Genomic DNA, 25186 nt, shown 5'->3' on the forward strand with positions numbered 1-25186 from the left:
TCGACTGGCCCACTCGACTGGCCTCATCGACCGGCCTGCTCGACCGCTCACCGCACGGCGACGCCACCCAGATGCTCGCGGGCGAACGCCAGCGCCGCCGCGAGGGCAGCGCGCCGCTCGTCGGGGCCGCGGCTACGGCGGGTGGTCACCTCGACGCAGGCGTCACCCTGCCAGTCCTTCGCGGCCAGGTAGGCGAGCAGCTCGGCCACCGGCTGGGAGCCCTGGCCGGGCAGCAGGTGCTCGTCCTTCGGGGAGCCGTTGCCGTCGGTGAGGTGCAGGTGGACGAGCCGATCGCCCATGCGCTGTGCCAGCTCCAGGCAGCTCAGGCCCGAGGTGGCTGCATGGGAGACGTCGAGGAGCAGAGCGTCGTAGTCGAGCTCGCAGGGGTCCCACCCCGGCAGATAGGCGGCGAACTCGCGCCCGCCGGCACGCCAGGGATACATGTTCTCGACGGCGAGCGTCACGCCCTCGGCCTGCGCGATGCGCCGCACGCCCGCCTCGAAGCCGGTGGCGTAGTCCTTCTGCCAGCGAAACGGCGGATGCACCACCACCGTGCGTGCTCCCAGTCGCTTGGCCATCTGCGCGGCCCGCTCGACCTTCGGCCACGGCTCCTTGCCCCACACTCGCTGCGTCAGCAGCAGGGTGGGGGCGTGCACGGACGTCACCGGCACACCGAAGTGGTCGGAGAGCTCGGCGATGGCGTCCTCGTCCTGGCTGACGGGATCTGTCCAGACCATGACCTCGACACCGTCATAACCGATCCGGGCAGCCATCTCGAACGCGTCGGCGACCCCCTGGGGGTACACCGACGCCGTCGACAGCGTCACGGCCATAGGCACCGGATCACCCTACGGGCGGGCCGTCGAGTCCACCCTGCGGAGGGTTGGCTCGCCAACCAGCAGCCGTCCCAGCAGCTGTCAGGGCAGGTCGCGCAGGAGGACCGGGTAGAAGAGGTCGAACCTGCGGTTGCGCTGGTGGGACACGTCGTCCCAGCTCATGGGCAGGGTGATCGGCTCGCTGAACCGCTGGTACGTCAGGTCCACGTAGCGGCTGCTGGGAGCGACGATGTCCTCCAGGGAGAACAGGGTCCGCTCGAACCAGGCGCTGTGCTGGGCGAACCACGCGCAGGTGCGCTCGAGGATCCGCCCGGCCGGGCGCCAGCCGTCGGTGAGCCAGTCGCAGAGCATCTCGAGCCAGCTGTACGGCGTCTCAGGCTCCATCGCCGAGGCGACCTCGAGCAGCTCGCTGCGCAGGGCCACCTCGGTGCGGGTGGATGCCCGCCGGTCACCGCGGGCGTGCTCGATCCGGTGCGTGATGACGCGCTCGGGGGTGAAGACGACGAACAGGGACGCGTAGACGCGCGGGTCCGGGTCGAAGCGCACGTCCCAGAACTCGACGTCGTCGTCGAGCAGCAGCTCCACGAGGGGCGTGAGCAGCCCGGTCTTGGGGCGGCGCCAGGGCAGGGGCGCGAGGAACTCGTCGACCAGCACCGCGGCTCTCTCGCTCACCTGTCATGGATCGGCGTCAGACCCGCCCCGACCTGAGCGTGCGCCCGGCGCGCCGTCGTCCCCCATCAGGGAGACAGGCGACGCGCCGGGCGCGCAGCGAACCGCCGTCAGACGCCGCGCTGCAGCACGCGGTAGGCGCTCTCCCAGCGGAGCTCGCGCTTGAAGGAGCGCGTCGTCGTCCCCGTGCCGATGACCGCGAGCTCCGTGCCGACGACGTCGGCCAGGTCTTCGAGGACCTCCACACCGAACTGCGTCGTCATCACCGTGTGGTGGGGGCCGCCGGCCTCCAGCCAGCACTCGGTGGAGGTGCGCCAGTCGGGCAGGGGCTCCCAGACGGCGCGGGCGACGGGCAGGTTGGGCAGGTCCTGCGGCGGGGTCACCACGCGCACCTCGTTGGCCACGAGGCGGAACCGCTCGCCCAGGTCGCACCAGCCGACGATGACGGCGTCGCCCGGGTCAGCGGTGTGGACCATGCGGACCGGGTCCTCACGGCCACCGATGCCGAGCGGGTGCACCTCGATGCGCGTCGTGGCGGTGGTGATGGTCGGGCAGACCTCGAGCATGTGCGCGCCCAGGATCCTCTGGGGCGCCCCGGGCGCGAGGTCGTAGGTGTAGTCCTCCATGAACGCCGTGCCACCGGGCAGGCCGGCGCCCGCGGCCTTGAGCACACGCGTCAGGGCCGCGGTCTTCCAGTCGCCCTCCCCGGCGAAGCCGTAGCCGTCACCCAGGAGGCGCTGCACGGCCAGGCCGGGCAGCTGGCGCAGGGAGCCGAGGTCTTCGAAGTTGGTGGTGAACGCCTCGGCGCCGTTGGCCTCCAGCACGCGACGCAGCGCCACCTCGATCTTGGCGCCGTAGTGCAGCGACTCGGCACGCTCGGCGCCGGGCAGCAGCTCGGGGGCCACCTCGTAGCGGTCGGCGTACTCGGCCACCACGGCGTCGGCCTCGGCGTCGGAGACCTGAAGGACGACGTCCGCGAGAGCGTTCACGCCGAGGGCCTCGACATCGACGCCCCAGCGGATCTGGGCCTCCACCTTGTCGCCCTCGGTCACGGCGACGTTGCGCATGGTGTCGCCAAAGCGCACGAGCTTCAGCGAGCGCGCCACGGACGCGGCGACGGCGGCGCGGGCCCACTCCCCCACGCGCTGCTGGACGCCGGGGTCACCGGCGTAGCCGGCCACCGTCGTGCGGCTGGAACGCAGCCGCGACAGGACGTACCCGAACTCCCGGTCGCCATGGGCGGCCTGGTTGAGGTTCATGAAGTCCATGTCGATGGTCGCCCACGGCAGCGCCGGGTCGGCCTGGGTGTGCAGGTGCAGCAGCGGCTTGGACAGCACGGACAGGCCGGCGATCCACATCCGCGCCGGACTGAAGGTGTGCATCCAGGTGATGACACCGGCCACGGAGTCGTCGGCGCTGGCCTCGAGCATGACGCGACGGATGGCGTCGGAGCTCTTCACCACGGGCTTCCACACCACGCGGACGGGCACCGCGTCCGCGCCGTCGAGGAGGGCGGCGACGCGCTGGCTCTGCTCGGCCACCTGGGCGAGGGTCTCCTCGCCGTAGAGGTCCTGGCTGCCGGTGAGGAACCAGACCTCGCGGCCGGAGAACGGGTCGAGCAGGGGTGAGGTGCTGGTCGTGCTGGTCATGGGCGGTGTGCTCAGCCTTCCGGGGTGGGGTGGCGCTGCAGGTTCTGGGTCCGCGTCGTCGCGGTCAGCGCTGGCCGTAAACGTTCTGGTAGCGGTTGTAGAGCTTGTCGACGGCGTCGGTCGGGATCGGCAGCGGCTCGCCGTGCTGGCGCGACAGGTGGACCGTGCGGGCGACGTCCTCGGTCATGACGGCGGCCTTGACCGCGGAGCGGGCGTCCTTGCCGATGGTGAAGACGCCGTGGTTCTGCATGAGGACGGCCGGGCTGCGGGAGCCCTGGAGGGTCGCGACGACCCCGCGACCGATGGAGTCGTCACCGATGATCGCGAACGGCCCCACGGGGATCGGACCGCCGAACTCGTCGGCCATCGCCGTGAGCACGCACGGGATCGGCTCGCCGCGGGCGGCCCACGCCGTGGCGTAGGGGCTGTGGGTGTGCACCTGGCCGCCGACGTCGGCGCGGGAGCGGTACACGAAGGCGTGGGCGGCGGTGTCGGAGCTGGGCGCGTGCTCGCCGTCGACGAGGTTGCCGTCGAGGTCACAGACGACGACGCCGCGCCAGTCGAGGCTCTCGTAGTCGACGCCGGAGGCCTTGATGACAAAGAGGTCCTCGCCCGGGACGCGGGCCGAGACGTTGCCGGCGGTCCAGGTGACCAGCTGGTAGCGGACCAGGTGGCCGTGCAGCGCGGCCACCTCCTCGCGCAGGCGGCGGTGCGTGCCGCGCTCACTACGGGCAGGGGTGCTCATGGGGTGCTCCTCGTCGGGCGGACTCCGGCCCGTCGTGGACGCCGGCGGCCACCGCGATTGTGAGCGCTCACATCACGCTGGGTCAACCCTGCCGAGTCCGCCTGGGTGGCGCCGTGCTCGCGCGCAGCACGAGCTCCGGCTCGACCCGGCCCACCCGGGCCGGCTCGCCCCGCAGGCGTGCCAGCAGCACCTCCAGGCACCGCCGGCCGAGAGCGTCGAAGTCCTGACGGACGGTGGTGAGAGGAGGCACGAGGTAGGCCGCCTCGGGGACGTCGTCGAATCCGACGACGCTGACGTCGTCGGGAATCCGCAGCCCCCGCTGCCACAGGGCGCCCATCAGGCCGATGGCCAGCTGGTCGTTGCCGGTGAAGACCGCCGTCGCCCCGCGCTCGACCAGCACCGCCGCAGCGCGGTACCCGGCGGCGGCGCCCCAGTCACCCGGCACCACCGGCGGCGCTGAGACCCCCGCCGCGAGCAGCTCGGCCCGCCAGCCCGCCTCCCGGGCGCGGGCCTCGAGCCAGTCGCTCGGACCGCTCACGTGGTGCACCGTGGCGTGACCGAGGTCGAGCAGGTGACGGACGGCGCGCCGGGCGCCCTCTTCCTGGTCGACGCTGGCGGACGGTAGTCCTGCGGCGTCACCCCCCGGACGTGGGTCCGCGAGCGGTGCCTCCAGCGTGACGACGGGGACGGCGGCGTCCAGCGCCTCCACCGCGGCCACGGCCGCGTCGTCCGGAGCGATCACCACGAGCCCGTCGACGCCGAGGTCGCGCAGGTGGTCCACCGCGTCGCGCACCTCCCGGCGCCCCACGGTCGGCAACAGGACCACCGAGGTGGAGTACCCCGCGGCCCGCGCGGCGTGCTCGACCCCGAGCAGCGCACTCGTGGGGCCGAACTCCGCCGTACTCGCGCTGATGAGGCCGATCGTCCGCGTCGAGCGGGTCACCAGGGCCCGGGCCGCGGTGTTCACGCGGTAGTCGAGCTCGGCGATGGCCTGCTCCACGCGCCGGCGGGTCTCGTCGCGGACGCTGGGGTGGCCGTTGACCACGCGGGAGACCGTCTGCAGCGAGACTCCGGCGCGCGCCGCGACGTCGGCCATGACGGGGACGCGCCCCGGTCCGGGCTCTGCCTCGGTGGCCTGTCGAGACGGACCGGTCACCATCACCTCCCGCGCCTGCTCCGACCTCCCACCAGCGCCTCTGCTGTTCACAGCGACGCGGAGCCGCGGCGAGCTGTGATGGTAGGGCGTGGGGGCTGGCGCGCAGCACGCGCGCAGAGCACAGTGTCGACCATGAGCACGACGCACGCCGAGACGCGGCGCCCCGGGCCCCCGGGCCGCGGCGCCATCCGCAAGCCGATCCTCTCCCCCGCCTCCGTGGCGCTCTTCCTGCTGTTCCTCGGCGGCGCCGTCCTCGCGACGATCGTCCCCGCGGGCATCGCCCCGCCGGAGGACCTCGCCGGCAGCACCCTCACCGAGGCCTGGCAGGCGTTCGGGGTGTCCGTGGTCGGCCTGCTGATCATGGCCATCGCCTCCGGGTTCCTCTACGCCCGCACCAAGGAGATCGCGATGCTCGTCCTCGCGATCGCGCCGACCACGGCCGGCTTCGTGGGCGCCGTCGTCCTGCTGGCGATGCACGGGTTCGCCGCCGCGTACCCCGACGCGTACTGACGACCCGCCAGCTGACCGACAGGTGACCGCCAGCCCGGCTGTCGGCCGGCTGGCGGTCAGCCCTCGGCCGGCTGTCGGTGGCAGCGCCTAGCGTCGTCGTCGTGAGCACCCGCACCGCCCGAGCCCCTCGCGCCGAGCACCGCTGCGCGGAATGCGGCTGGTCCACCCCGCGCTGGGTCGGGCGGTGCGGGCAGTGCCAGGCGTGGGGCTCGCTCACCGAGGCGACCCCGCTGCTGGCCGGCGCACCCCGGGGTGCCGGTGCACCGGCGCCCGCCGCTCCCGCCCGGGCCGCCCGGCGGGCCTCCGAGGTGGTGGCGCAAGGCCGCCTGGAGCGGCTGCCCACGGGGTTGGCCGAGGTCGACAGGGTGGTCGGCGGGGGCCTGGTGCCCGGTCAGGTGCTGCTGCTCGCCGGAGAGCCGGGCGCCGGCAAGAGCACCCTGCTGCTCGCCGTGGCCGACGCCGTCGCCGCGGCGGCGGGCCCCGGAGCCGTCGTGCTCTACGTCTCGGCCGAGGAGTCCGTCGAGCAGATCGCCGTGCGTGCCCGCCGCACCGGCGCCCGCTCCGAGACGCTCCTGCTCGCTGACGACACCGACCTCGGCGCCGTCCTCGGCCACGTCGAGCAGCTCGCGGCCTCCTCCGAGCGGCTGGCCCTGCTCGTGGTCGACTCGGTGCAGACGGTGTCCTCCTCCGAGGTGGAGGGGCGCCCGGGCGGCGTGGCCCAGGTGATGGCCGTGGCGAGCGCCCTGACCCGGCTCGCTAAGGAGCGCGGCCTGCCCGTGTGCCTGGTCGGGCAGGTCACCAAGGAGACCACCGTGGCGGGCCCGCGGTCGCTGGAGCACCTCGTCGACACCACCCTCACCCTCGAGGGAGACCGCCACACCGCGCTGCGCCTGCTGCGCGCGGTGAAGAACCGCTACGGCCCCGCCGACGAGGTCGCCTGCTTCGAGCAGACCGACACGGGCCTGCGCGAGGTGCCCGACCCCAGCTCCCTGTTCCGGGGCACCCGCGAGGTCGCCGTCCCCGGCACCTGCACCACCGTCACCCTCGAGGGCCGGCGGGCCCTGCTCGCCGAGGTCCAGGCGCTGGTCTCCGGCACGCAGGCCCCGATTCCCCGGCGGGCCGTCTCCGGTCTGGACACCGCCCGCACCGCCATGCTCACCGCCGTCACCGAGAAGAACACCACCCTCACTCTCCACGCCAAGGAGCTCTACGTCGCCGCCGCCGGCGGAATGCGCCTGGCAGACCCCGCCACCGACCTCGCCGTGTGCCTCGCGGTCGCGTCCGCGGGCATGGAGCGGCCGCTGCCCCTCGACGTCGCCGCCCTCGGCGAGGTGGCGCTCGCGGGCGACGTACGGCCCGTGCCGGGCCTGCAGGCCCGCGCCGCCGAGGCGGTGCGCCTGGGCCACACCCGCCTGCTCGTGCCCCCGGGCGCCGCCGACCTCCTCGATACGCGCACGCGGGCCGCGGCCCGGCTGGAGGTGGTCGCCTCCCTCGGTGACGCGGTGCGCCTCCTCCTGTCAGACCCATCGACGACGTAGCCGATGTGCGGGCTAGCTGGGGGACAGCGCTGCGCTCGGGACGGCCTTCCGGTGGCGCTCCACTAGGATCGCGGCGTGGACGAACGCGAGGAGGAAGCCCTCCTGCGGGCCACATTGGCCGTCGTCGCGCCGGGCACGGCCCTGCGTGACGGTCTGGAGCGCATCCTGCGCGGCCGTACGGGCGCCCTCGTCGTCCTCGGTCACGACGCCACCGTCGAGCAGCTCTGCACCGGCGGGTTCAACCTCGACGTCGACTTCTCCGCCACTCGCCTGCGCGAGCTGGCCAAGATGGACGGCGCCATCGTGTGCGACCGCGCCGTCACCCGCATCGTGCGCGCCGCCGTGCAGCTCGTGCCGGACCCCTCCATCGAGACCAGCGAGTCCGGCACCAGGCACCGCACCGCCGAGCGCACGGCCAAGCAGACGGGGCTGCCGGTGGTCTCCGTGAGCGCCTCGATGAACATCGTCGCGCTCTACGTGGGCTCCCGCCGTCACGTCGTGGAGGGCTCCGACTCGATCCTCGCCCGCGCCAACCAGGCCCTGGCCACCCTGGAGCGGTACCGCTCCCGCCTCGACGAGGTCACCGGCACGCTCTCGGCGCTGGAGATCGAAGACCTCGTGACCCTGCGCGACGTCGCCAGCGTGCTGCAGCGCCTGGAGATGGTGCGGCGGATCTCCGCGGAGATCTCCGGCTACGTGGTGGAGCTCGGCGCCGACGGGCGCCTGCTGTCGCTGCAGCTCGACGAGCTGGTCAGCGGCATCGGCGGAGACCGAGAGCTCGTGGTGCGCGACTACCTGACCGGCCCCGCCGGCAGTGAGACCACCGTGCGCACCGGCCGCACCGTCGAGGGGGTGCTGGAAGACCTGTCCGCTCTCACGGACTCGCGCCTGGTCGACCTCGAAGCGCTCTCGCGAGTGCTGGGCCTGCTGGGCGACGGAGACACCCTGGACTCCCCCGCGTCCCCGCGCGGCTACCGCCTGCTGTCGAAGGTGCCGCGCCTGCCCGCCGTCGTCGTCGAGCGCCTCGTGACCCACTACGACGGCCTGCAGAAGCTGCTGGCCGCCAGCACGGACGACCTGATGGGCGTCGGCGGGGTCGGCGAGCATCGCGCGCGGGCGGTCCGTGAGGGTCTGAGTCGCCTGGCGGAGTCGAGCATCCTCGAGCGCTACGTCTAACTACCACCGGCATGAAGATGATTAAGAGGACGTCAGTCACTCCATGCCGGCGCCACCGCGCTGGGGCCTGACAGGAGAACACGCCGAGAGGCATCGGAGGGCAAAGCACGATGTCCGGCGAAAACCCGATCGTTTACCGGGAGGAACGGGTTCACCCCACATTGGCCGAGTGGGTCTCCTGCGTGTGGACCTATGAGCGGCAGTATGAGATCGATGACGTCGAGGCCATCCTTCCCGACGGCTGGGTCGAGCTTGTCGTGCAGCTCGGCGCCCCTTACCGGGACCAACAAGGTGAGCTGCCTGCCTGTGCGGCGATTGGCACACTCGACCATCCGTTGGCATTGACGGCCAAGGGCCTTGTGAGGTGTTGGTCCGTGCGGTTTCCCTGGTGGGGTCTGGCGCCTTTCGGAGATGTCGGTGCCTTCGACGGGCGACAGTGGGCCCCTGCGAGCGAGGTTTTCGATGCCGGCCTCGTCGCCGGCGTTGTCGCTGCCGCCGGCTCCGCGCATCCGGTGGACGAGCTCAACCGGGTTCTGCTCGCACACCTCCTGGCTTGGCCGATTAGTGCTGACGCTGCGCGAAACGCCGGACGCCACATCACGAACAACGCAGCGACATTGACCGTGGAACAGCTCGCCCTAGCGTGCGCGGCATCACAGCGCACGCTCCAGCGGGACTTCCGGAAGACACTAGACGCGACTCCCGCGCAGATGATTGCGCGTGTCAAATTCGAGCGAGCCCGCCGCCTACTCATGGACGAGACCCTCCCGATTGCTCGCGTGGCAGCGGAAGCCGGTTACGTGGACCAACCGCACTTGAATCGCGCCTTCGCGAGGTTCGCCCAGCTCACACCGCGCGATTACCGCAGGCAGTTCCAGCGCGCGACCGGCCAGGACGGAATCGTCGCACTGGTCCAAGACTGAGCGCGGTGGGCGACGCGAAGCTTGCCTCCTCAGTGATTGCGACTCACAGTCAGGGAGAGCCCCCAGTGCCGTCGATCCCACTCTTCAAAGTCCTGGTTCACGATCTTGATGAGGCAGTCGACTTTTACACCGGCAAGCTCGGCATGGACGTTATTGAGGATGAGCGACTCGGCGACTACCGCTGGGTCTTGGTCGGTTACTCGCAACAGCCCGGGTTCGGGATCAACCTAGATCTCGCGACCAGCAACGTCGAGAAGGATCTCGTCGGACGCCAGGCCGCCGGACTGCCGCTGTTCAGCATCGCCACAGACGATTGCCGCAGAGACCACGAAGTCATGACCGCGAAGGGCGTGAAGTTCGAGGGACCACCCGAGTCGCAGCCCTGGGGAACAGCGGTGACACTCCACGACGTCTCAGGAAACCGCATCCACCTCAGCCAGGACGCATGACAAGCGCCGACGTCGATCGGTATCTCGCCGGCCTGACGACGCCATGGCCAGCAGAAGCGGCTAAGGCCGCGGTCGCCGCTATCCGTACCGGCGGCAAGTTTGAGGAGGCGATCAAGTGGAGTCATCCATACTTTGCCTGCTCAGGGCGCGCTGTCCTGAAGCTCCATGTGGCCCGTGGCTGGATCAACATCTTCTTCTACCGAGGCGCGGAGCTCAACGACCCAGACCACCTCCTCAGCAACGGGGGAACCAGCGGCATGCGACGGCTTCGCCTCGAGCGTGACGCGCCCCTCCCCGTGGTCCAGATTCAAGAGCTGAGTCGCCAGGCAGCAAACATCAGTCACTGATGACACCTGTCAGCCAGACCGAGACTGCTGCGGTGTGGCCCAGGCCACCGGAGGCGTCTCAGAGCGGGTGGTTCGGCGCGCTCCGGGGGATGATCCCTGCGTGAGCGACAACCGCCCCGCGACCGACCTCCGGAGCGCGGACGCCCCCGAGCTGGTGCTCGGACCCATGCTCCGCCACGTCGACGCGACGAGCGCCACCGTGTGGGTGGAGACGAGCGGCCCCTGCACGGTGTGCGTCGAGGTGGGGGCGGGTGTGCTCGACGTCCCCGTCACAGCCTCCGGGGCGACCTGGGGTGTCCACGGCCACCACTACGCGATCCTCGTGGTGCACGGGCTTCCCGAGGGCAGCGAGCTGCCCTACCGCGTGCTGCTGGGCTCGGCGGGGCTGTCGAGCAGTCCGTCGGGAGCGGCAGACGCGCCTCAGATGCGGTGCGTCTGGCCGCCCACCGAGGACGACGACGCCGCGGCGTTCGCGGCGTTCCCCCCGAGCACCCTCCGTACCGCGCGCTCCGACGGCAAGCTGCGGCTGGCGTTCGGCTCCTGCCGACGCTCGGAACCCCTCGATGCCGCCGGTGTGGCCGCGGTGGGACCTGACGCCCTCGTAGAGCTGGCCCACCGCACGGCTGAGGCCGCCCGCAGCGAGGGCTCCTTCGAGCGGCCCGACGTGCTGCTCATGCTGGGTGACCAGCTCTACGCCGACGAGCCCTCCGAGCCGATCAAGGAGCGGTTAGAGCGCGCCCGCCGCGACCCCGACGTGGCCGATCACCCCGAGGTCGCCGAGGAGATCTGCACCTTCGAGGAGTACACGTGGCTGTACACCGAGAGCTGGAGCGCCCCTCCGGTGCGGTGGCTGCTCTCCACGATGCCCACGTGCATGCTCCTGGACGACCACGACCTGCGCGACGACTGGAACACCTCCCAGGCCTGGCGCGAGGAAATGCGTCGCAAGCCCTGGTTCGACGACAGGGTGCGCGGCGCCCTCGGCAGCTACTGGGTCTACCAGCACCTGGGCAACCTCAGCCCCGCCGAGCTCGACCGCGAGCAGCTGCTCGCGGCCGTCACGGCAGCTGAGGACGACGACGCGCGCACCGCGCTCCTCGACGACTACGCCGAGCGCGCCGACACCGACCCGGACGCCGCGCGCTGGAGCTACGTACGCGACTTCGGGCGCACCGGGACGCACGGCGGAGAAGGCGGAGAAGCAGGCGGCGGGGTGCGGCTGGTGGCCGTCGACTGCCGCTGCTCACGCCGCCTGGACCCGGGAAACCGGGCGATCCTCGACGACGCCGAGTGGGCGTGGGTCCAGGAGCAGGCGCAGCCCGGCGCCCCGGTCGACCACCTGCTGCTGGCCAGCACGCTGCCGGTGCTCATGGTGCCGGCGTTCTCCGACATCGAGGCGTGGAACGAGGCCCTCGTGGCGGGGCGGTGGGGGCGATGGCTGCGCCGGCCCGCGGAGGCGCTGCGCCAGGCGATCGACCTGGAGCACTGGCCGGCGTTCGGGACGTCCCTGCACGACCTCCTGCGGCTGCTCGCCGGCGTCGCCGGGACCACGCGCCCGCCGTCGTCGATCCTCATGCTCTCCGGCGACGTGCACTGCAGCTACACGGCGCGGGCGCAGCTCGACGGTGTGGTCGGGAGCCCTACCGCCGTCCACCAGCTGGTGATGTCGCCGTTCCGCAACCCCCTCAAGCCCGCGCTGCGGGTGGCCAACCGGCTCGCCGACATCGCTCCCGTGCGGGCCCTGGCGGGCCTGCTGGCCCGCACGGCGGGCGTGGAGCGGCCGCCGGCCACCTGGGAGGTGGAGGAGGGGCCGTGGTTCGACAACGGGGTGATGACGGTGGTGCTCGACGGGCGCAGCGCCCGTCTCGAGGTCGACCACGTCAGGGTCGACCGTGACGGACGCTGGCAGCGGCGCACGCACCACCGCACGCTCGCCTGACGGCAGGCACAGCGAAGGGCCCCGGCGGAGTGCCGGGGCCCTTCGTGACACAGCTCAGCGCCAGCTATCAGCGGGTGCCGGAACGGCGCTTGTTGTAGACGTCGAAGGCGACGGCCAGCAGCAGCACGAGGCCGCGGATGATGAACTGCCACTCCTGGCCGAGGCTCAGGATGATCATGCCGTTGTTGATGACAGCGACGAGCAGACCACCGACCATGGCGCCGACGATGGTGCCGACGCCGCCGGTGACAGCTGCGCCGCCGATGAAGGCAGCGGCGATGGCGTCGAGCTCGGCGCCGGTGCCGGCGGCGGGCTGGGCGCCGTTGGTGTACGCGGAGAAGATGACACCCGCGACACCGGCAAGGAAGCCCATGTTCACGAAGATCCAGAAGTTGACCTTCCGGACGTTGACACCGGACAGCATGGCCGCGGAGAGGTTGCCGCCGATGGCGTAGACCTGGCGCCCGAACACCGTGGACTTGGTGATCACGACGTAAGCCATGATCAGGAATGCCAGCGTGATGAGGACGATCGGCAGACCGCGGGCGGTGGCGAGCTGCCAGGCGAACCACATGACGACGGCGCCGACAACCACGATCTTCAGCAGCAGCACGGGCAGCGCCTCGACCACCTGCTGGTACTTGATGCGCGCTCGGCGGGTGCGCAGCTGCTGTGCGACGAACCCGGCGACGGCTACCGCACCGATGAGCAGGGTGAAGGCGTCGTATCCGTAGCCGCCCATGAGGCCATTGAGATACCCGGTGGCGAGGTCCTGGTACGACTGCGGGAACCCTGACAGCGAGATGTTCTCCAGGACCAGGTAGTCCAGACCCCGGAAGAGCAGCATGCCCGCGAGCGTCACGATGAACGCCGGGACACCGACGTAGGCCACCCAAAAGCCCTGCCAGGCTCCGATGACGATGCCCACGGCGAGACCGGCGAGCGCGGCAACCCACCAGGGCTGCTCATAGGTGATGGCGAGTCGGGCGGCTACGGCACCGACCACCGCCAGCACGGAGCCGACCGACAGGTCGATGTGCCCGGCAACGATGACGATGAGCATGCCGATGGCCAGGACCAGCACGTAGGCGTACTGGGTGACGATCGTGGAGACGTTGCGCGCGGCCAGGCTCTGGCCGTCGGTGAGGATGGCGAACAGCGCCACGACCAGGACGAAAGCGATGTAGATGCCGCTCTGACGCAGATTGGCCGTGAGAGCCACCAGGGGGTTGGCGCTGCCGGTCTTGGGTTGGGGCGCCTGCGACGCCGGTGCGGGCGCGGTGGCCTGGGTGCTCATGCGAGGTCCTCGGGGTTCTGGCTGGACAGGGGCGAGCGCGACTGCTCGGACTGCTGCGGGGCGCCGGGTACGGCGGGCGCCTCGGCGGAGGTGCCCACCGTGGCGCCGCCGGAAGCGACCGGAGCGCCGGAACGCACGGGAATGCGTTCGAGGGTCATCAGTGCCATGAGGCGCTCCTGGGTGGCCTCGGCGATCGGGACGTCACCGGTGATCCGGCCCTGCGACAGGGTGTAGATGCGGTCGCAGATGCCCAGCAGCTCCGGCAGCTCCGAGGAGATGACGATGACGGCCTTGCCTGCCGCGACCAGCTTGTTGATGATCACGTAGATCTCGTACTTGGCGCCCACGTCGATCCCGCGGGTCGGCTCGTCGAGGATGAGGACGTCGGGGTCAGCGAAGATCCACTTTGAGAGCACGACCTTCTGCTGGTTGCCGCCCGAGAGCTTGCCGGTCACGGACATCACGGTCGGCGCCTTGATGTTCATGTCCCGACGGGACTGCTCGGCGACGGCGATCTCCTCCTGGGAATTCACCAGCCCCCCGCCTCCGGCCAGCTTCTCCAGCGCCGCGGCGGAGACGTTCCGCTTGATGTCGTCGATGAGGTTGAGGCCGTACTTCTTGCGGTCCTCGGTGGCGTAGGCGATGCCGTGCTTGATGGCCTCTCGCACGTTGCGCGCCTGGATCTCCTCGCCGCGCTTGTAGAGGCGGCCGCCGAGGTAGCGCCCGTAGGAGCGGCCGAAGATGCTCATGGCCAGCTCCGTGCGGCCGGCACCCATGAGGCCGGCGATGCCGATGACCTCGCCGGCCCGGACGGAGAGGTTGGCGCCCTCGACGACGAGACGGTCCTGGGTGGCGTGGCCGACCGTCCAGTCCTCCACGCGCAGCACCTCCTCGCCGGGGTGACTCTCGCGCTCGGGGTAGCGACTCTCGAGGTCGCGGCCGACCATGCCGCGAATGATGCGCTCCTGCGTCACCTCACCGGCGGCGATGTCGAGCGTCTCGATCGTCCTGCCGTCGCGGATGATCGTCGTCGACTGGGCAATCGAGATGATCTCGTTCAGCTTGTGGCTGATGATGATGCAGGTGATGCCCTCGGCCTGCAGCTGACGCAGCAGGCCGAGCAGGTGCTCGGAGTCGTTGTCGTTGAGGGCGGCCGTCGGCTCGTCGAGGATGAGCAGCTTGACGTCCTTGGTGAGCGCCTTCGCGATCTCGATGAGCTGCTGCTTGCCCACGCCGAGCTGCCCCACCGGAGTGGTGGGGTTCTCCTTGAGCCCGACGCGCCGCAGCAGCTTGCCGGCCTCGCCGTTGGCGCGGTTCCAGTCGATGAGCCCGCCGCGGCCCTTGATCTCGTTCCCGAGGAAGATGTTCTCGGCGATGGACAGGTAGGGCACCAGGGCGAGCTCCTGGTGGATGATCACGATGCCCGCGTGCTCTGACTCGTTGATGTTGCTGAATCGCGCAACCTGGCCCTCGAAGACGATCTCCCCGTCGTAGGTGCCGTACGGGTAGACGCCCGAGAGCACCTTCATGAGGGTCGACTTGCCGGCGCCGTTCTCGCCGCAGATGGCGTGGACCTCTCCACGACGGACCTTGAGCGTCACGTCGGACAGGGCCTTGACGCCGGGGAACGTCTTGGTGATAGAGCGCATCTCCAGGATGACGTCACTGGAGGGAGTGCTGCTGGTCGTCGTCACTGTGCCCACCTCGTGGTTTCCACGCCTGTGCGGCGCACGGTCCGGGCCTCACGGCAGCCGACCGCTCCGCGCCCCCGTGCGGGGCGCGGAGCAGCCGGCTGCGCAGGAGGTCGGGTTACTTCTGGCCCTTGTCGACCTGGGCCTGGGTGTAGTAGCCGCTGTCGACCAGCACGGACTTGACGTTGTCCTTGGTGACGACGGTCGACTCGAGGAGGTACGACGGCACGACCTTGTTGCCGTTGTCGTAGTCCTTCGTGTTGTTGGCCTCCGGCTCCTTGCCGGACAGGTAGTCACCGGTGACCTTGATGGCCTCGTCGGCGAGCTTGCGCGTGTCCTTGAAGATCGTGGAGTACTGCTTGCCGTCGTTGATGAGCTTGACGTTGTCGATGTCGGCGTCCTGCCCGGTGACGATCGGGAACGCCTTGCCGCCGCTGCCGTAGCCGGCGTTGGTCAGGGCCGTGATCACGCCGCGGCTGATGATGTCGGCCGGGGCCAGCACGCCATTCAGGGTGATGTTGGCGTCGGACGACGTCAGCAGGGTTTCCATGCGCCGCTGCGCGACGTCCGTCTTCCACTGCTGCGTGGCGATCTGGTTGATGTCCGTCTGGCCGGACGGGATCTTGATCGTGCCCTTGTCGATGTAGGGCTTGAGGACGGACATGGCGCCGTCGTAGAAGAACTTGGCGTTGTTGTCGTCCAGGGAGCCAGCGAAGAGCTCCACGTTGAACGGACCAGCCGCGGAGGCGTTCTCCGACCCGTCGGCGTTGAGGACGCCCAGGCCGGTCAGCAGCGACGTGCCCTGCTGGACGCCGACCTTGAAGTTGTCGAACGAGACGTAGAAGTCGACGTTCGCACTGCCGCGGATGAGGCGGTCGTAGGAGATGACCTTGATGCCGGCGGCCGCGGCGTCGGCGAGCTGGCTGCTCAGCGCGGTGCCGTCGATCGAGGCGATGATGAGGACCTTGTCCCCATTGTTGATCATCGTGGTGAGCTGCGACGCCTGGGTGGGGATGTCGTCGTTGGCGTACTGCAGGTCGACCTTGTAGCCGAGCTTCTCGAGGCCGGCCTTGACGTTGTTGCCGTCATCGATCCAGCGCTGGGAGGTCTGGGTGGGCATCGCGACACCGACGGTCACATCAGCCGGGGCGGCGGTGCCGCCGCTGGTCTCACCAGCGGCGGGGGAACCGGCGCCGCCGCCACCACAGGCCGACAGGCCCAGGGCCAGGGCTGCTCCGACGGCCACGAGTGCGAAACGCTTGTTCACGCGGTACCTCTCTGTGCCTCGAGGCCCGCCCTGGCTCCAGCGCCCGGACGTGGCCTTGGCACCGGCTCCGAGGAGCCGGTGATCGCAGTTGACCTCGAGCGGGGCGCCTTTGCTGCACCGCACTGTCGTTTCCTGCGCAGGGTCGATTGTGAACGCTCACAACCCAGGGCGGTCAAGGGCTCTCAGCCACTCGGTAGGTCACGATCCGGTCACGCCCCACACAGTCCGGTCGGGGACCGGCGCAGGAGCGGCGCAGAGCGCCGGGTGACCATGGGGCGTGCCTTCGCTCCGCCCCAGCGCGCCGGACCGTGCGGATCTCGTCGCGCGCGTGCTCGCCTGGTATGCCGAGCACGCGCGCGACCTGCCCTGGCGCCGGCCGGGGCCGCCCGAGAAGAGGGCGTGGCCGGTGCTCGTCAGCGAGGTGATGCTCCAGCAGACGCCCGTCGCCCGAGTGGAACCCGTGTGGCGTGCGTGGCTGCACCGCTGGCCAGAGCCTGCTGCGCTGGCCGCCGAGCCCGCCGGCGAAGCCGTGCGGGCGTGGGGCCGGCTGGGCTATCCCCGCCGGGCCCTGCGCCTGCACGCGGCAGCAGGCGCCGTCGTCGAGCGGCACGGCGGGCGGGTGCCGTCGGACCAGGCAGAGCTGCGGGCGCTGCCGGGGGTCGGCGCGTACACCGCCGCCGCGGTGGGCGCATTCGCCTTCGACCAGCGGGTAGCGGTGGTCGACACCAACGTCCGCCGCGTGCTCGCGCGTACCGTGCAGGGCAAGGCGCAGCCGGCGCCGGCGCTGACCGCCGCCGAGACGGCCCTGGCGGTCGCGGTGCTGCCTGAGGCGCCCTCGGACGACCCCGTCCTGCCGGCCCGCTGGTCTGTCGCCGTGATGGAACTGGGAGCCCTGGTCTGCACCGCGCGGGCGCCGCGATGCGGCGCGTGCCCCGTCGTCGACCTGTGTGCCTGGCAACGCGCCGGGGCGCCCCCGGACGACGGGCCGGCGCGGCGCGGTCAAGCCTGGCATGGCACCGACCGGCAGGTGCGGGGCCGGCTGCTCGCCCTGTTGCGGGAGGCGCCCGGTCCCCTCGACGCCGCGGCCCTCTCGGTCGCTTGGGACGACGACGCCCAGCGCGAGCGCTGCCTGGCCTCTCTCGTGACCGACGGGCTCGTCGTCCCCGCCGAGGGTGGGTGGGCCCTGCCGGGCTGAACGCGGGGCAAACATGCCTCCGCCCGGTGTGAGCGCTCCCACCCACCCGCCCCCCATTCCGCACTTGCCGAGGAAAGTGCGGTTCCCGAGCCGTCGGTGGCGCACTTGCCGAGGAAAGTGCGGGAAGGGCGGGGCGGGAAGAGCGGGGGCTAGAGAAGCGGGGGCGGGAAGAGAGAGGCGAACGCTGGGAGGTCAGCGCAGGCGCAGCAGCATCCTCGTGTTGCCGAGGGTGTTGGGCTTCACGCGCGCGAGGTCGAGGAACTCGGCCACGCCGTCGTCGTGGGAGCGCAGCAGCTCGGCGTAGACCTCCGGCGCCACGGGCGTTCCCTCGATGACCTCGAACCCCATCCGCGCGAAGAAGGGCACCTCAAAGGTGAGGCAGAAGACGCGAGAGACGCCGGTCTCGCGCGCGTCGTCGAGCAGCGCCGACACGATGGCCGAGCCCACGCCGTGTCCCCGTGCCGAGGGTGCGACGGCGAGCGTGCGGACCTCGGCGAGGTCCTCCCACATGACGTGAAGCGCACCGCACCCGACGACGACGCCGTCGAGCTCGGCCACGCGCATCTCCGGGACGCTCTCGTAGGTCGCCACAGCGTGCTTGGCCACGAGCACCCCGCGCTCGGCCAGCGGCTCCGTGAGGGCCCTCACGGCCCGCACGTCGCTGGCGCGTGCCCGTCGCACATGCACCCGCCCAGAGGCCTCCTGTAGGGCGCTGCGAGCCTCCTCGCCGGCAGCAGCCGTACCGGCAGCCTCGCCGTCGGCGCTGCCGGCCGCGGAAGACGTCACGCCGTGGTGCGGTGCTGGCACCGCCCCATCGTGCCCGACAGGACCCCCGGGACGGCGAAGAGCCCCCGACCCGGGCGGGTCGGGGGCTCTTCGCCGTGGGCTGGGCCTCAGCTGGTGACGGGGCCCGTGCGGCGACGGCCTGCGATCAGGACACGTCCTCCGCGGTGGCGGTCGGGGACGACGCGGAGCTCGCGCCGACCGCAGCCACCTCGGGGATGGGCGACTTGCGGGTGCCCTTGAAGGTGAACCGCGCGGCTGGGCCCTCACCCTCGACGTCGACCAGGACGATCTCGCCGGCGGTCAGTTCGCCGTAGAGGATCTTCTCGGACAGGGCGTCCTCGATCTCGCGCTGGATGGTGCGGCGCAGCGGGCGCGCACCGAGCACGGGGTCGTAGCCGCGGACGGCGAGCAGGTCCTTGGCGGGCTGGGTCAGCTCCAGGCCCATGTCGCGGTCCTTCATGCGAAGGTCGACCTTGGCGATCATCAGGTCGACGATCTGGATGATCTCGTCCTGCGTGAGCTGCGGGAAGACCACCACGTCATCGACGCGGTTGAGGAACTCGGGGCGGAAGTGGGTCTTCAGCTCCTCGTTGACCTTGATCTTCATGCGGTCGTACGAGGTGCTCAGGTCACCGCCGGCCTGGAAGCCCATCTGCAGGCCCTTGGCGATGTCCCGGGTGCCCAGGTTCGTCGTCATGATGATCACGGTGTTCTTGAAGTCGACCGTGCGGCCCTGGGAGTCGGTGAGTCGACCGTCTTCGAGGATCTGCAGCAGCGAGTTGAAGATGTCGGCGTGGGCCTTCTCCACCTCGTCGAACAGGACCACCGAGAACGGGCGCCGCCGCACCTTCTCCGTGAGCTGGCCGCCCTCCTCGTACCCGACGTAGCCGGGGGGCGAGCCGAACAGCCGCGACACGGTGTGCTTCTCGGAGAACTCGCTCATGTCGAGCTGGATGAGCGCGTCTTCCTCACCGAAGAGGAACTCCGCCAGGGCCTTGGCCAGCTCGGTCTTACCGACACCGGTGGGGCCGGCGAAGATGAACGACCCGCCGGGACGCTTGGGGTCCTTCAGACCGGCGCGGGTGCGCCGGATGGCCTGCGACAGCGCCTTGATGGCGTCGTTCTGGCCGATGACGCGGCGGTGGAGCTCCGCCTCCATGTTGAGCAGGCGGCTGGACTCCTCCTCCGTGAGGCGGACCAGCGGGATGCCGGTGGCCGTGGCGAGGACCTCGGCGATCAGCTCCTCGTCGACCTCGGCGACGACGTCCATGTCGCCGGCCTTCCACTGCTTCTCACGCTCGGCCTTGGCCGCGAGCAGCTTCTTCTCGGAGTCACGCAGCGAGGCGGCCTTCTCGAAGTCCTGCGCGTCGATCGCGCTCTCCTTCTCGCGCCGAACCTCGGCGATCTTCTCGTCGAACTCGCGCAGGTCCGGCGGAGCCGTCATGCGGCGGATGCGCAGGCGCGCGCCAGCCTCGTCGATGAGGTCGATCGCCTTGTCCGGCAGGTACCGGTCGTTGACGTACCGGTCGGCCAGGGTGGCGGCCGCCACGAGGGCACCGTCGGTGATGGAGACGCGGTGGTGCGCCTCGTACCGGTCACGCAGGCCCTTGAGGATCTCGATGGCGTGGGCCAGATTCGGCTCGGCCACGAGGATCGGCTGGAAGCGGCGCTCGAGCGCCGGGTCCTTCTCGATGTGCTTGCGGTACTCGTCCAGCGTGGTGGCGCCGATGGTCTGGAGCTCACCGCGGGCGAGCATCGGCTTGAGGATGCTCGCGGCGTCGATCGCGCCTTCGGCGGCGCCAGCACCGACGAGAGTGTGGATCTCGTCGATGAACAGGATGATGTCTCCGCGGGTGCGGATCTCCTTGAGCACCTTCTTGAGGCGCTCCTCGAAGTCACCGCGGTAGCGGCTGCCCGCCACCAGAGCGCCCAGGTCGAGCGTGTAGAGCTGCTTGTCCTTGAGCGTCTCGGGCACCTCGCCGCGGACGATGGACTGCGCCAGCCCCTCGACGACGGCGGTCTTGCCGACGCCCGGCTCACCGATGAGGACGGGGTTGTTCTTGGTGCGGCGGGACAGCACCTGCATCACCCGCTCGACCTCCTTGGCGCGCCCGATCACCGGGTCGAGCTTGCCCTCGCGGGCCGCCTGGGTGAGGTTGCGACCGAACTGGTCGAGCACGAGCGAGCCGGAGGGCGTGCCCTCCTGCGGGCCGCCGGCGGTGGCGGGCTCCTTGCCCTGGTAGCCGGACAGCAACTGCAGCACCTGCTGGCGCACGCGGTTGAGGTCTGCCCCGAGCTTCACGAGCACCTGGGCGGCGACGCCCTCGCCCTCGCGGATCAGGCCGAGCAGGATGTGCTCGGTACCGATGTAGTTGTGACCGAGCTGCAGCGCCTCGCGCAGGGACAGCTCGAGCACCTTCTTGGCGCGGGGGGTGAAGGGGATGTGCCCGGACGGAGCCTGCTGGCCCTGACCGATGATCTCCTGCACCTGCTCGCGCACAGAGTCGAGCGAGATACCGAGGGACTCCATCGCCTTGGCGGCGACGCCCTCACCCTCGTGGATCAGCCCGAGCAGGATGTGCTCGGTACCGATGTAGTTGTGGTTGAGCATCCTGGCTTCTTCTTGAGCCAGGACGACGACGCGGCGGGCGCGGTCGGTAAACCTCTCGAACATGCTGCGCTCCTCGCGAGCGTGGGCGGTGCGGAGCCCTGTCCACCGGCTGCCACCGGGGACGGAACGACCTCACTGACCCTGACGATGCTATCCCCGGGGTGCGACGCCGGTGGGGGCTCGCGGCCACCACCTGGTCGGTGCGGGTGGGGAGGACCGGGTCGGCCTCCCGTCACAGTGAGCAACGCTGGCAGGTCAGAGGCCTGTTCCGGGGTGGGGCGCACCGGCTGTTCGCTGGTGGCGGACGCTGCGGCCAGACCCATGACCAGCTCATGGCCGACTCACGACCGGCTTACGACCCCCTCAAGGAGAACGGCCGCAGCACCGAAGATCACCTCGTGGAGCAGCCCCGCCATCCGAGCCCGCCCTCACGGGCGGGCTGGCTGCGCCGTCACCCGCTGCGGGCGCTGGAGGCCGCGATGGTCGGCCTGGGTGTGGCGACCGGCTTCGCGTTTCCGCCGGTGGTGGCGGTCACCGGCACCGCTCCGTGGTCGGCAGTATCGGCCCCCGTCTTCATGCTGGTCTGCATCGCCGCCGGCGTGCTCGTCGGAGGCGCCAACGCCGCGCTGGTCAGGCTCGTGCTGGTCAGGCACCTGCGCGAGGTCGCCCTCCATACCCGGCTGGTGGAGCAGGCGGCAGGGTGGGCCACCGCGACCGGCGACGACGAACCGCTGCGCGCCAGCCACCTGCGCCTGGCCGAGGACGCCGACGACGCACTCGGCACCGTGCCCGCCTCGCTCAACGCGCTCGTCGAGACGGTCGCGCACGGTGTCCGCGAGCGCGCCCGCCTCGAAGCGGAGCTGCGGCACCGAGCCACCCATGACGCGCTCACCGGCCTGGCGGGACGCGCCCACCTGGTCGAGGTGCTCGAGGGAGCGCTGGCTGCAGGGTCTGCCACTCCACCTGCGGTGCTGTTCGTGGACCTCGACGGCTTCAAGGCCATCAACGACACCCACGGCCACCACGCCGGGGACGCCGTGCTGCGGGCGGTCGCCGAGCGACTGCGCGACGCCTTGTCGGCCGACGACGTCCCCTCGCGGTTCGGCGGAGACGAGTTCGTGGTGCTGGTCGCCGACGGCGACCTCGACCGGGCCCGTGCCGCGGTGCACCAGGTGTGGGCCAGGCCGGTGCACGTCGCCGGGCAGGCCCTGCCCGTGGCCGGGAGCTGCGGCGGGGTCCGCGCGCTGCCCTACGAGACCGCCGACGCCCTCCTGCAGCGGGCCGACGCCGCGATGTACGCCGCCAAGCAGGCGCGCAAGCGCGCTGCTCAGGCGCCCGTCGCCGCCCGGTAGGCCTGGATGAGGGCGGCCGGCACCCGGCCGCGCTCGTTGACGGTGTGGCCGTTCTCGCGGGCCCAGACCCGGACCGCGGCGACGTCGATGCCTGCGCCGGAGGCGGCCCGGGCGGGGCGGCTCGCCGTCGTCGTCGTCCTGCGGGCATGCCCCACCCACACGGCGAAGGCGTCGCGCAGCTGCGCGGCGTGCTCGGCGGACAGGTCGATCTCGTAGTCGGCGCCGTCGAGGGAGAACGCGACGGTCTGGTCGGCGGGGCCACCGTCGAGATCGTCGACGAGCACCACCTGCATCGTGCGGGCCACGTCAGCTTCCCTCGCCCGCGGCACGTTCAGCGGCGGCACGCTCGGCCTCGGCGCGGTCGAGGGCGGCCATCGCCTCACGCTCGTTGCGGTCGGCCCGGAGCACCGCGCGCATGACGAACCAGAACAGCAGCGCCACCCCGATGGGGGGCGTCAGCGCGGCGACGGCGGCCATCACGGGAGGAACGCTACCCCGAGGTCGCGAGGCAGTCTCCGCCCGCGAGCGTCAGGCCTCGGGCTTGACTAGCGGGAACAGGATGGTCTCGCGGATGCCCAGGCCGGTCAGGGCCATGAGCAGCCTGTCGATCCCCATGCCGACGCCGCCGGCGGGGGGCATGCCGACCTCCATGGCGCGCAGGAAGTCCTCGTCGACGGGCATCGCCTCGTCGTCGCCGGCGGCGCCCAGGCGGGCCTGCGCCTCCAGGCGCTCGCGCTGGACCACCGGGTCGTTGAGCTCGGAGTAGCCGGTGGCCAGCTCGAAGCCGCGCACGTACAGGTCCCACTTCTCCACCACGCCGGGCACGGACCGGTGCGACTTGACCAGCGGGGAGGTCTCCAGGGGGAAGTCACGCACGAAGGTGGGAGCCACCAGGTGGTCACCCACGAGGTGCTCCCAGAGCTCCTCGACGAGCTTGCCTGCAGTGGCCGACGGAGCAACGCCCACGCCGACGCGGTCGCAGCGCTCCGCGAGCAGCGAGCGCGGCGTCTCGGGAGTGATCGGCTCGCCGAGGGCCTCCGAGAGCGTCGGGTACATCGACAGCTGCGCCCACGTGCCGCCGAGGTCGTACTCGGAGCCGTCGGCCAGGAGCACCGTGGTGGAGCCGACGGCGTCACGCGCGGCCGTCTGGATGAGGTTGCGGGTGCGCTCGGCCATGAGGTCGTAGTCGGCGTAGGCCTCGTAGAACTCCAGCATCGCGAACTCCGGGGAGTGCGAGGAGTCGGCGCCCTCGTTGCGGAAGTTGCGGTTGATCTCGAAGACCCGGTCCAGGCCGCCGACCACGGCGCGCTTGAGGAACAGCTCCGGCGCGATGCGCAGGTACAGCTCGATGTCGAAGGCGTTGGAGTGTGTGACGAACGGCCGCGCCGCGGCGCCGCCGTGCAGCGTCTGGAGCATCGGGGTCTCGAGCTCGAGGTAGTCCAGGCTGTCGAAGGTGTTCCGCAGCGACTTCACGACGGCGGCGCGGGTGCGGACCACGGCCCGGGCCTCGGGCCGCACGATGAGGTCGACGTAGCGCTGGCGGACCCGCACCTCCTCACTGGTGCCCTTGTGGAGCACCGGCAAGGGCCGCAGCGCCTTGGTGGCCATGGTCCAGGAGCTGGCGAGCACGCTCAGCTCACCGCGCTTGGACTGGATGACCCGCCCGGTCGCGGAGATGACGTCGCCCAGGTCGACGTCGGCCTTCCACGCCGCGAGCGCCTCTTCGCCCACCTCGGCGAGGCTGAGCATCAGCTGCAGCCGCGTGCCGTCGCCGTCCTGCAGCGTGGCGAACGCGAGCTTGCCGGTGCCGCGCTGGAACACGACGCGACCGGCGATGGAGACGACGACGTCGGTCTCCTCCCCCGCGGCCAGCCCGGCGTGCGCCTCACGCACCTCCGCCAGCGACGCGGTGCGCGGCACCGAGATCGGGTACGGCTCGACCCCGGCGTCCAGCAGCCGCTGGCGCTTCTCGCGACGCACCCGGAGCTGCTCGGGGAGCTGCTCCCGCTCCAGCTGGGCCTCGGCCTCGGCTGCTGCGACGGCGTCGTCGGCGAGCGGGCTGCTGCTGGGCGTGGTGGGCGGGACCTCGGGCACGGTGGTCGAGGGTATCCCTGGGGCCTGGGGGCTTCCCGCCGCGGCGGCGGGTCTGCTGGGATCGGGTGGTGGCACCTCCCGAGGACAGGCCCGAGGCCGACGACGAGGCACGGCGCACCTCCTTCGGCACGCTCGTGGACGCCGAGCGGTACGACAGGCTGCGCCCCGACCATCCCGACGAGGCCGTCGCGTGGCTCACCGGCAGCTCCGCGGGCCCCGGACAACTACCCGGACAGCCCAGCGAGCGGCCCCTGGACGTGCTGGATCTGGCCGCCGGCACCGGCAAGGTCTCGCGGGCCCTGGCCCGCCAGGGCCACCGGGTAGTGGCCGTCGATCCGAGCGAAGGCATGCTCGCGGTGCTGCGCCAGTCCCTGGCCTCCATCCCGAACGCCCGGGTGGAGCTGCGGGTGGGCACCGCCGAGCACGTCCCCCTGCCGGACGGCTCCGTCGACGCCGTCGTCGTGGGCCAGGCATGGCACTGGCTGCGGCCCGCGGCCGCGGCCGCGGAGGTGGCGCGGGTGCTGCGTCCGGGCGGGGTGCTCGGCCTGTCGTGGGTGGTGCGTGACCTGCGCGTGCCGTGGGCCGCGCAGCTGGAGACCCTGCTGGGCGGCGAGGGCCTCGGGGAGGCCACCGGAGCCGACGAGGCGACCCACGGTGCCAGCATCCGTGATCTCGCCGACACCGACTGGTGGCCGCGGGTTCCGCTGCACCGCGGGGGACAGCACGCCGTGCGCGAGCGCGCGTCGTTCCCTGCGGTGCAGCACCTGGCGTCGGTGGACGACGTCGTCGACCTGGCCTCGACGTACTCGGGGCTGGCGGTCAGCGACCGCCGGGAAGGGCTGCTGCGGCAGGTCCGGGAGCTGGCGACCGCGGCGGCCCAGCCCGACGGGTCGGTGCTGCTGCCGCAGGTGTGCCACTGCTTCCGCTACCGGATCCCCTGATCCGGCCCGGGGTTG

General features: G+C 71.4%; 23 protein-coding genes. 10 read left to right on the forward strand and 13 right to left on the reverse strand.

Features of this window, described 5'->3' with window-relative positions; translation table 11 throughout:
- Window positions 1–47: 47 nt before the first annotated feature.
- From BXY45_RS11420 to BXY45_RS11440, 5 genes are all read right to left on the reverse strand, one after another.
- Entirely contained in the window at window positions 48–833 is a 786-nt protein-coding gene (locus BXY45_RS11420) for a sugar phosphate isomerase/epimerase family protein (protein WP_109774632.1), read from the reverse strand.
- Window positions 834–917: 84 nt separating this feature from the next.
- Complete coding sequence (locus BXY45_RS11425; protein WP_109774633.1) at window positions 918–1508, reverse strand: hypothetical protein; 591 nt, start codon at window positions 1506–1508, stop codon at window positions 918–920.
- A 107-nt stretch (window positions 1509–1615) separates the two neighbouring features.
- A complete protein-coding gene (araA, locus tag BXY45_RS11430) occupies window positions 1616–3154 on the reverse strand; it encodes an L-arabinose isomerase (protein WP_109774634.1) in 1539 nt (512 codons plus the stop codon).
- A gap of 64 nt (window positions 3155–3218) precedes the next feature.
- Window positions 3219–3899 carry an L-ribulose-5-phosphate 4-epimerase gene (locus tag BXY45_RS11435; RefSeq protein ID WP_109774635.1) on the reverse strand — a complete coding sequence of 227 codons (681 nt, stop codon included), beginning with the start codon at window positions 3897–3899 and terminating at the stop codon, window positions 3219–3221.
- Window positions 3900–3981: 82 nt separating this feature from the next.
- Window positions 3982–5055: a LacI family DNA-binding transcriptional regulator gene (locus BXY45_RS11440; RefSeq protein ID WP_211319478.1), complete on the reverse strand. Its 1074-nt coding sequence runs from the start codon at window positions 5053–5055 to the stop codon at window positions 3982–3984.
- 132 nt (window positions 5056–5187) lie between these two features.
- Between BXY45_RS11440 and BXY45_RS11445 the strand changes: the two genes are divergently transcribed.
- The 7 genes from BXY45_RS11445 (at window position 5188) to BXY45_RS11475 (ending at window position 11937) form a co-directional block, all read left to right on the forward strand.
- Entirely contained in the window at window positions 5188–5565 is a 378-nt protein-coding gene (locus BXY45_RS11445; RefSeq protein WP_146211164.1) for a hypothetical protein, read from the forward strand.
- A gap of 101 nt (window positions 5566–5666) precedes the next feature.
- Window positions 5667–7103: a DNA repair protein RadA gene (gene radA / locus BXY45_RS11450; protein ID WP_109774637.1), complete on the forward strand. Its 1437-nt coding sequence runs from the start codon at window positions 5667–5669 to the stop codon at window positions 7101–7103.
- Between the two features lie 75 nt (window positions 7104–7178).
- Window positions 7179–8279, forward strand: a complete 1101-nt coding sequence (disA, locus tag BXY45_RS11455; protein ID WP_109774638.1) for a DNA integrity scanning diadenylate cyclase DisA — start codon at window positions 7179–7181, stop codon at window positions 8277–8279.
- A 110-nt stretch (window positions 8280–8389) separates the two neighbouring features.
- Window positions 8390–9202, forward strand: a complete 813-nt coding sequence (locus tag BXY45_RS11460; RefSeq protein ID WP_109774639.1) for an AraC family transcriptional regulator — start codon at window positions 8390–8392, stop codon at window positions 9200–9202.
- Window positions 9203–9207: 5 nt separating this feature from the next.
- A complete protein-coding gene (locus BXY45_RS23260; RefSeq protein ID WP_170131463.1) occupies window positions 9208–9651 on the forward strand; it encodes a VOC family protein in 444 nt (147 codons plus the stop codon).
- The gene (locus BXY45_RS11470; RefSeq protein ID WP_109774640.1) at window positions 9648–9998 is read left to right on the forward strand and encodes a DUF1801 domain-containing protein; all 351 of its coding nucleotides are present in this window, start codon (window positions 9648–9650) and stop codon (window positions 9996–9998) included. Before BXY45_RS23260 ends, BXY45_RS11470 begins: the two co-directional genes overlap by 4 nt.
- Window positions 9999–10098: 100 nt before the next feature.
- Complete coding sequence (locus BXY45_RS11475) at window positions 10099–11937, forward strand: DUF7800 domain-containing protein (protein WP_211319479.1); 1839 nt, start codon at window positions 10099–10101, stop codon at window positions 11935–11937.
- 67 nt (window positions 11938–12004) lie between these two features.
- Here the strand turns inward: BXY45_RS11475 and mmsB are convergent, their stop codons facing one another.
- The 3 genes from mmsB to chvE form a co-directional block, all read right to left on the reverse strand.
- Window positions 12005–13234 carry a multiple monosaccharide ABC transporter permease gene (gene mmsB / locus BXY45_RS11480; RefSeq protein WP_109774641.1) on the reverse strand — a complete coding sequence of 410 codons (1230 nt, stop codon included), beginning with the start codon at window positions 13232–13234 and terminating at the stop codon, window positions 12005–12007.
- A complete protein-coding gene (mmsA, locus tag BXY45_RS11485) occupies window positions 13231–14883 on the reverse strand; it encodes a multiple monosaccharide ABC transporter ATP-binding protein (protein WP_109774710.1) in 1653 nt (550 codons plus the stop codon). Before mmsA ends, mmsB begins: the two co-directional genes overlap by 4 nt.
- A 160-nt stretch (window positions 14884–15043) precedes the next feature.
- Window positions 15044–16192: a multiple monosaccharide ABC transporter substrate-binding protein gene (gene chvE / locus BXY45_RS11490; protein ID WP_109774642.1), complete on the reverse strand. Its 1149-nt coding sequence runs from the start codon at window positions 16190–16192 to the stop codon at window positions 15044–15046.
- 277 nt (window positions 16193–16469) lie between these two features.
- On the opposite strand from chvE, the gene BXY45_RS11495 reads away from it, so the two are divergent.
- On the forward strand, window positions 16470–17387 hold the full coding sequence (locus BXY45_RS11495) for an A/G-specific adenine glycosylase (RefSeq protein WP_172601948.1): 918 nt from the start codon (window positions 16470–16472) through the stop codon (window positions 17385–17387).
- Window positions 17388–17579: 192 nt separating this feature from the next.
- Here BXY45_RS11495 and BXY45_RS11500 read toward each other — a convergent pair whose 3' ends face one another.
- Together BXY45_RS11500 and BXY45_RS11505 are read right to left on the reverse strand one after the other, a co-directional pair.
- Window positions 17580–18074: an amino-acid N-acetyltransferase gene (locus tag BXY45_RS11500; RefSeq protein WP_109774712.1), complete on the reverse strand. Its 495-nt coding sequence runs from the start codon at window positions 18072–18074 to the stop codon at window positions 17580–17582.
- A gap of 244 nt (window positions 18075–18318) precedes the next feature.
- Window positions 18319–20847, reverse strand: a complete 2529-nt coding sequence (locus tag BXY45_RS11505; RefSeq protein WP_109774643.1) for an ATP-dependent Clp protease ATP-binding subunit — start codon at window positions 20845–20847, stop codon at window positions 18319–18321.
- A 269-nt stretch (window positions 20848–21116) separates the two neighbouring features.
- Here BXY45_RS11505 and BXY45_RS11510 point away from each other — a divergent pair, with 269 nt between their 5' ends.
- A complete protein-coding gene (locus BXY45_RS11510) occupies window positions 21117–22136 on the forward strand; it encodes a GGDEF domain-containing protein (protein ID WP_109774644.1) in 1020 nt (339 codons plus the stop codon).
- Here BXY45_RS11510 and BXY45_RS11515 read toward each other — a convergent pair.
- From BXY45_RS11515 to lysS, 3 genes are read right to left on the reverse strand one after another with little or no spacing between them, the layout of a single operon-like run.
- Window positions 22112–22441: a histone-like nucleoid-structuring protein Lsr2 gene (locus tag BXY45_RS11515; RefSeq protein ID WP_109774645.1), complete on the reverse strand. Its 330-nt coding sequence runs from the start codon at window positions 22439–22441 to the stop codon at window positions 22112–22114. The genes BXY45_RS11510 and BXY45_RS11515 overlap by 25 nt on opposite strands.
- 1 nt (window position 22442) lies before the next feature.
- Window positions 22443–22616, reverse strand: a complete 174-nt coding sequence (locus BXY45_RS23265) for a hypothetical protein (RefSeq protein ID WP_170131459.1) — start codon at window positions 22614–22616, stop codon at window positions 22443–22445.
- 48 nt (window positions 22617–22664) lie between these two features.
- Complete coding sequence (gene lysS, locus BXY45_RS11520; protein ID WP_211319495.1) at window positions 22665–24149, reverse strand: lysine--tRNA ligase; 1485 nt, start codon at window positions 24147–24149, stop codon at window positions 22665–22667.
- A 149-nt stretch (window positions 24150–24298) separates the two neighbouring features.
- On the opposite strand from lysS, the gene BXY45_RS11525 reads away from it, so the two are divergent.
- On the forward strand, window positions 24299–25171 hold the full coding sequence (locus tag BXY45_RS11525) for a class I SAM-dependent methyltransferase (protein WP_245961767.1): 873 nt from the start codon (window positions 24299–24301) through the stop codon (window positions 25169–25171).
- The last annotated feature ends 15 nt before the right edge of the window (window positions 25172–25186 follow it).

Origin of the sequence: Quadrisphaera granulorum (genome assembly GCF_003149145.1) — a bacterium.
Classification (GTDB): domain Bacteria; phylum Actinomycetota; class Actinomycetes; order Actinomycetales; family Quadrisphaeraceae; genus Quadrisphaera; species Quadrisphaera granulorum.

Bases quoted from the DNA above. Each gene is read 5' to 3' on its own strand.
- BXY45_RS11460 (WP_109774639.1), top strand. From the start codon at position 8,390: ATGTCCGGCGAAAACCCGATCGTTTACCGGGAGGAACGGGTTCACCCC.
- BXY45_RS11445 (WP_146211164.1), top strand. From the start codon at position 5,188: ATGAGCACGACGCACGCCGAGACGCGGCGCCCCGGGCCCCCGGGCCGC.
- mmsA (WP_109774710.1), bottom strand. From the start codon at position 14,883: ATGCGCTCTATCACCAAGACGTTCCCCGGCGTCAAGGCCCTGTCCGAC.
- BXY45_RS11505 (WP_109774643.1), bottom strand. From the start codon at position 20,847: ATGTTCGAGAGGTTTACCGACCGCGCCCGCCGCGTCGTCGTCCTGGCT.
- BXY45_RS11470 (WP_109774640.1), top strand. From the start codon at position 9,648: ATGACAAGCGCCGACGTCGATCGGTATCTCGCCGGCCTGACGACGCCA.
- BXY45_RS11435 (WP_109774635.1), bottom strand. From the start codon at position 3,899: ATGAGCACCCCTGCCCGTAGTGAGCGCGGCACGCACCGCCGCCTGCGC.
- BXY45_RS11510 (WP_109774644.1), top strand. From the start codon at position 21,117: ATGGCCGACTCACGACCGGCTTACGACCCCCTCAAGGAGAACGGCCGC.
- BXY45_RS11420 (WP_109774632.1), bottom strand. From the start codon at position 833: ATGGCCGTGACGCTGTCGACGGCGTCGGTGTACCCCCAGGGGGTCGCC.
- mmsB (WP_109774641.1), bottom strand. From the start codon at position 13,234: ATGAGCACCCAGGCCACCGCGCCCGCACCGGCGTCGCAGGCGCCCCAA.
- araA (WP_109774634.1), bottom strand. From the start codon at position 3,154: ATGACCAGCACGACCAGCACCTCACCCCTGCTCGACCCGTTCTCCGGC.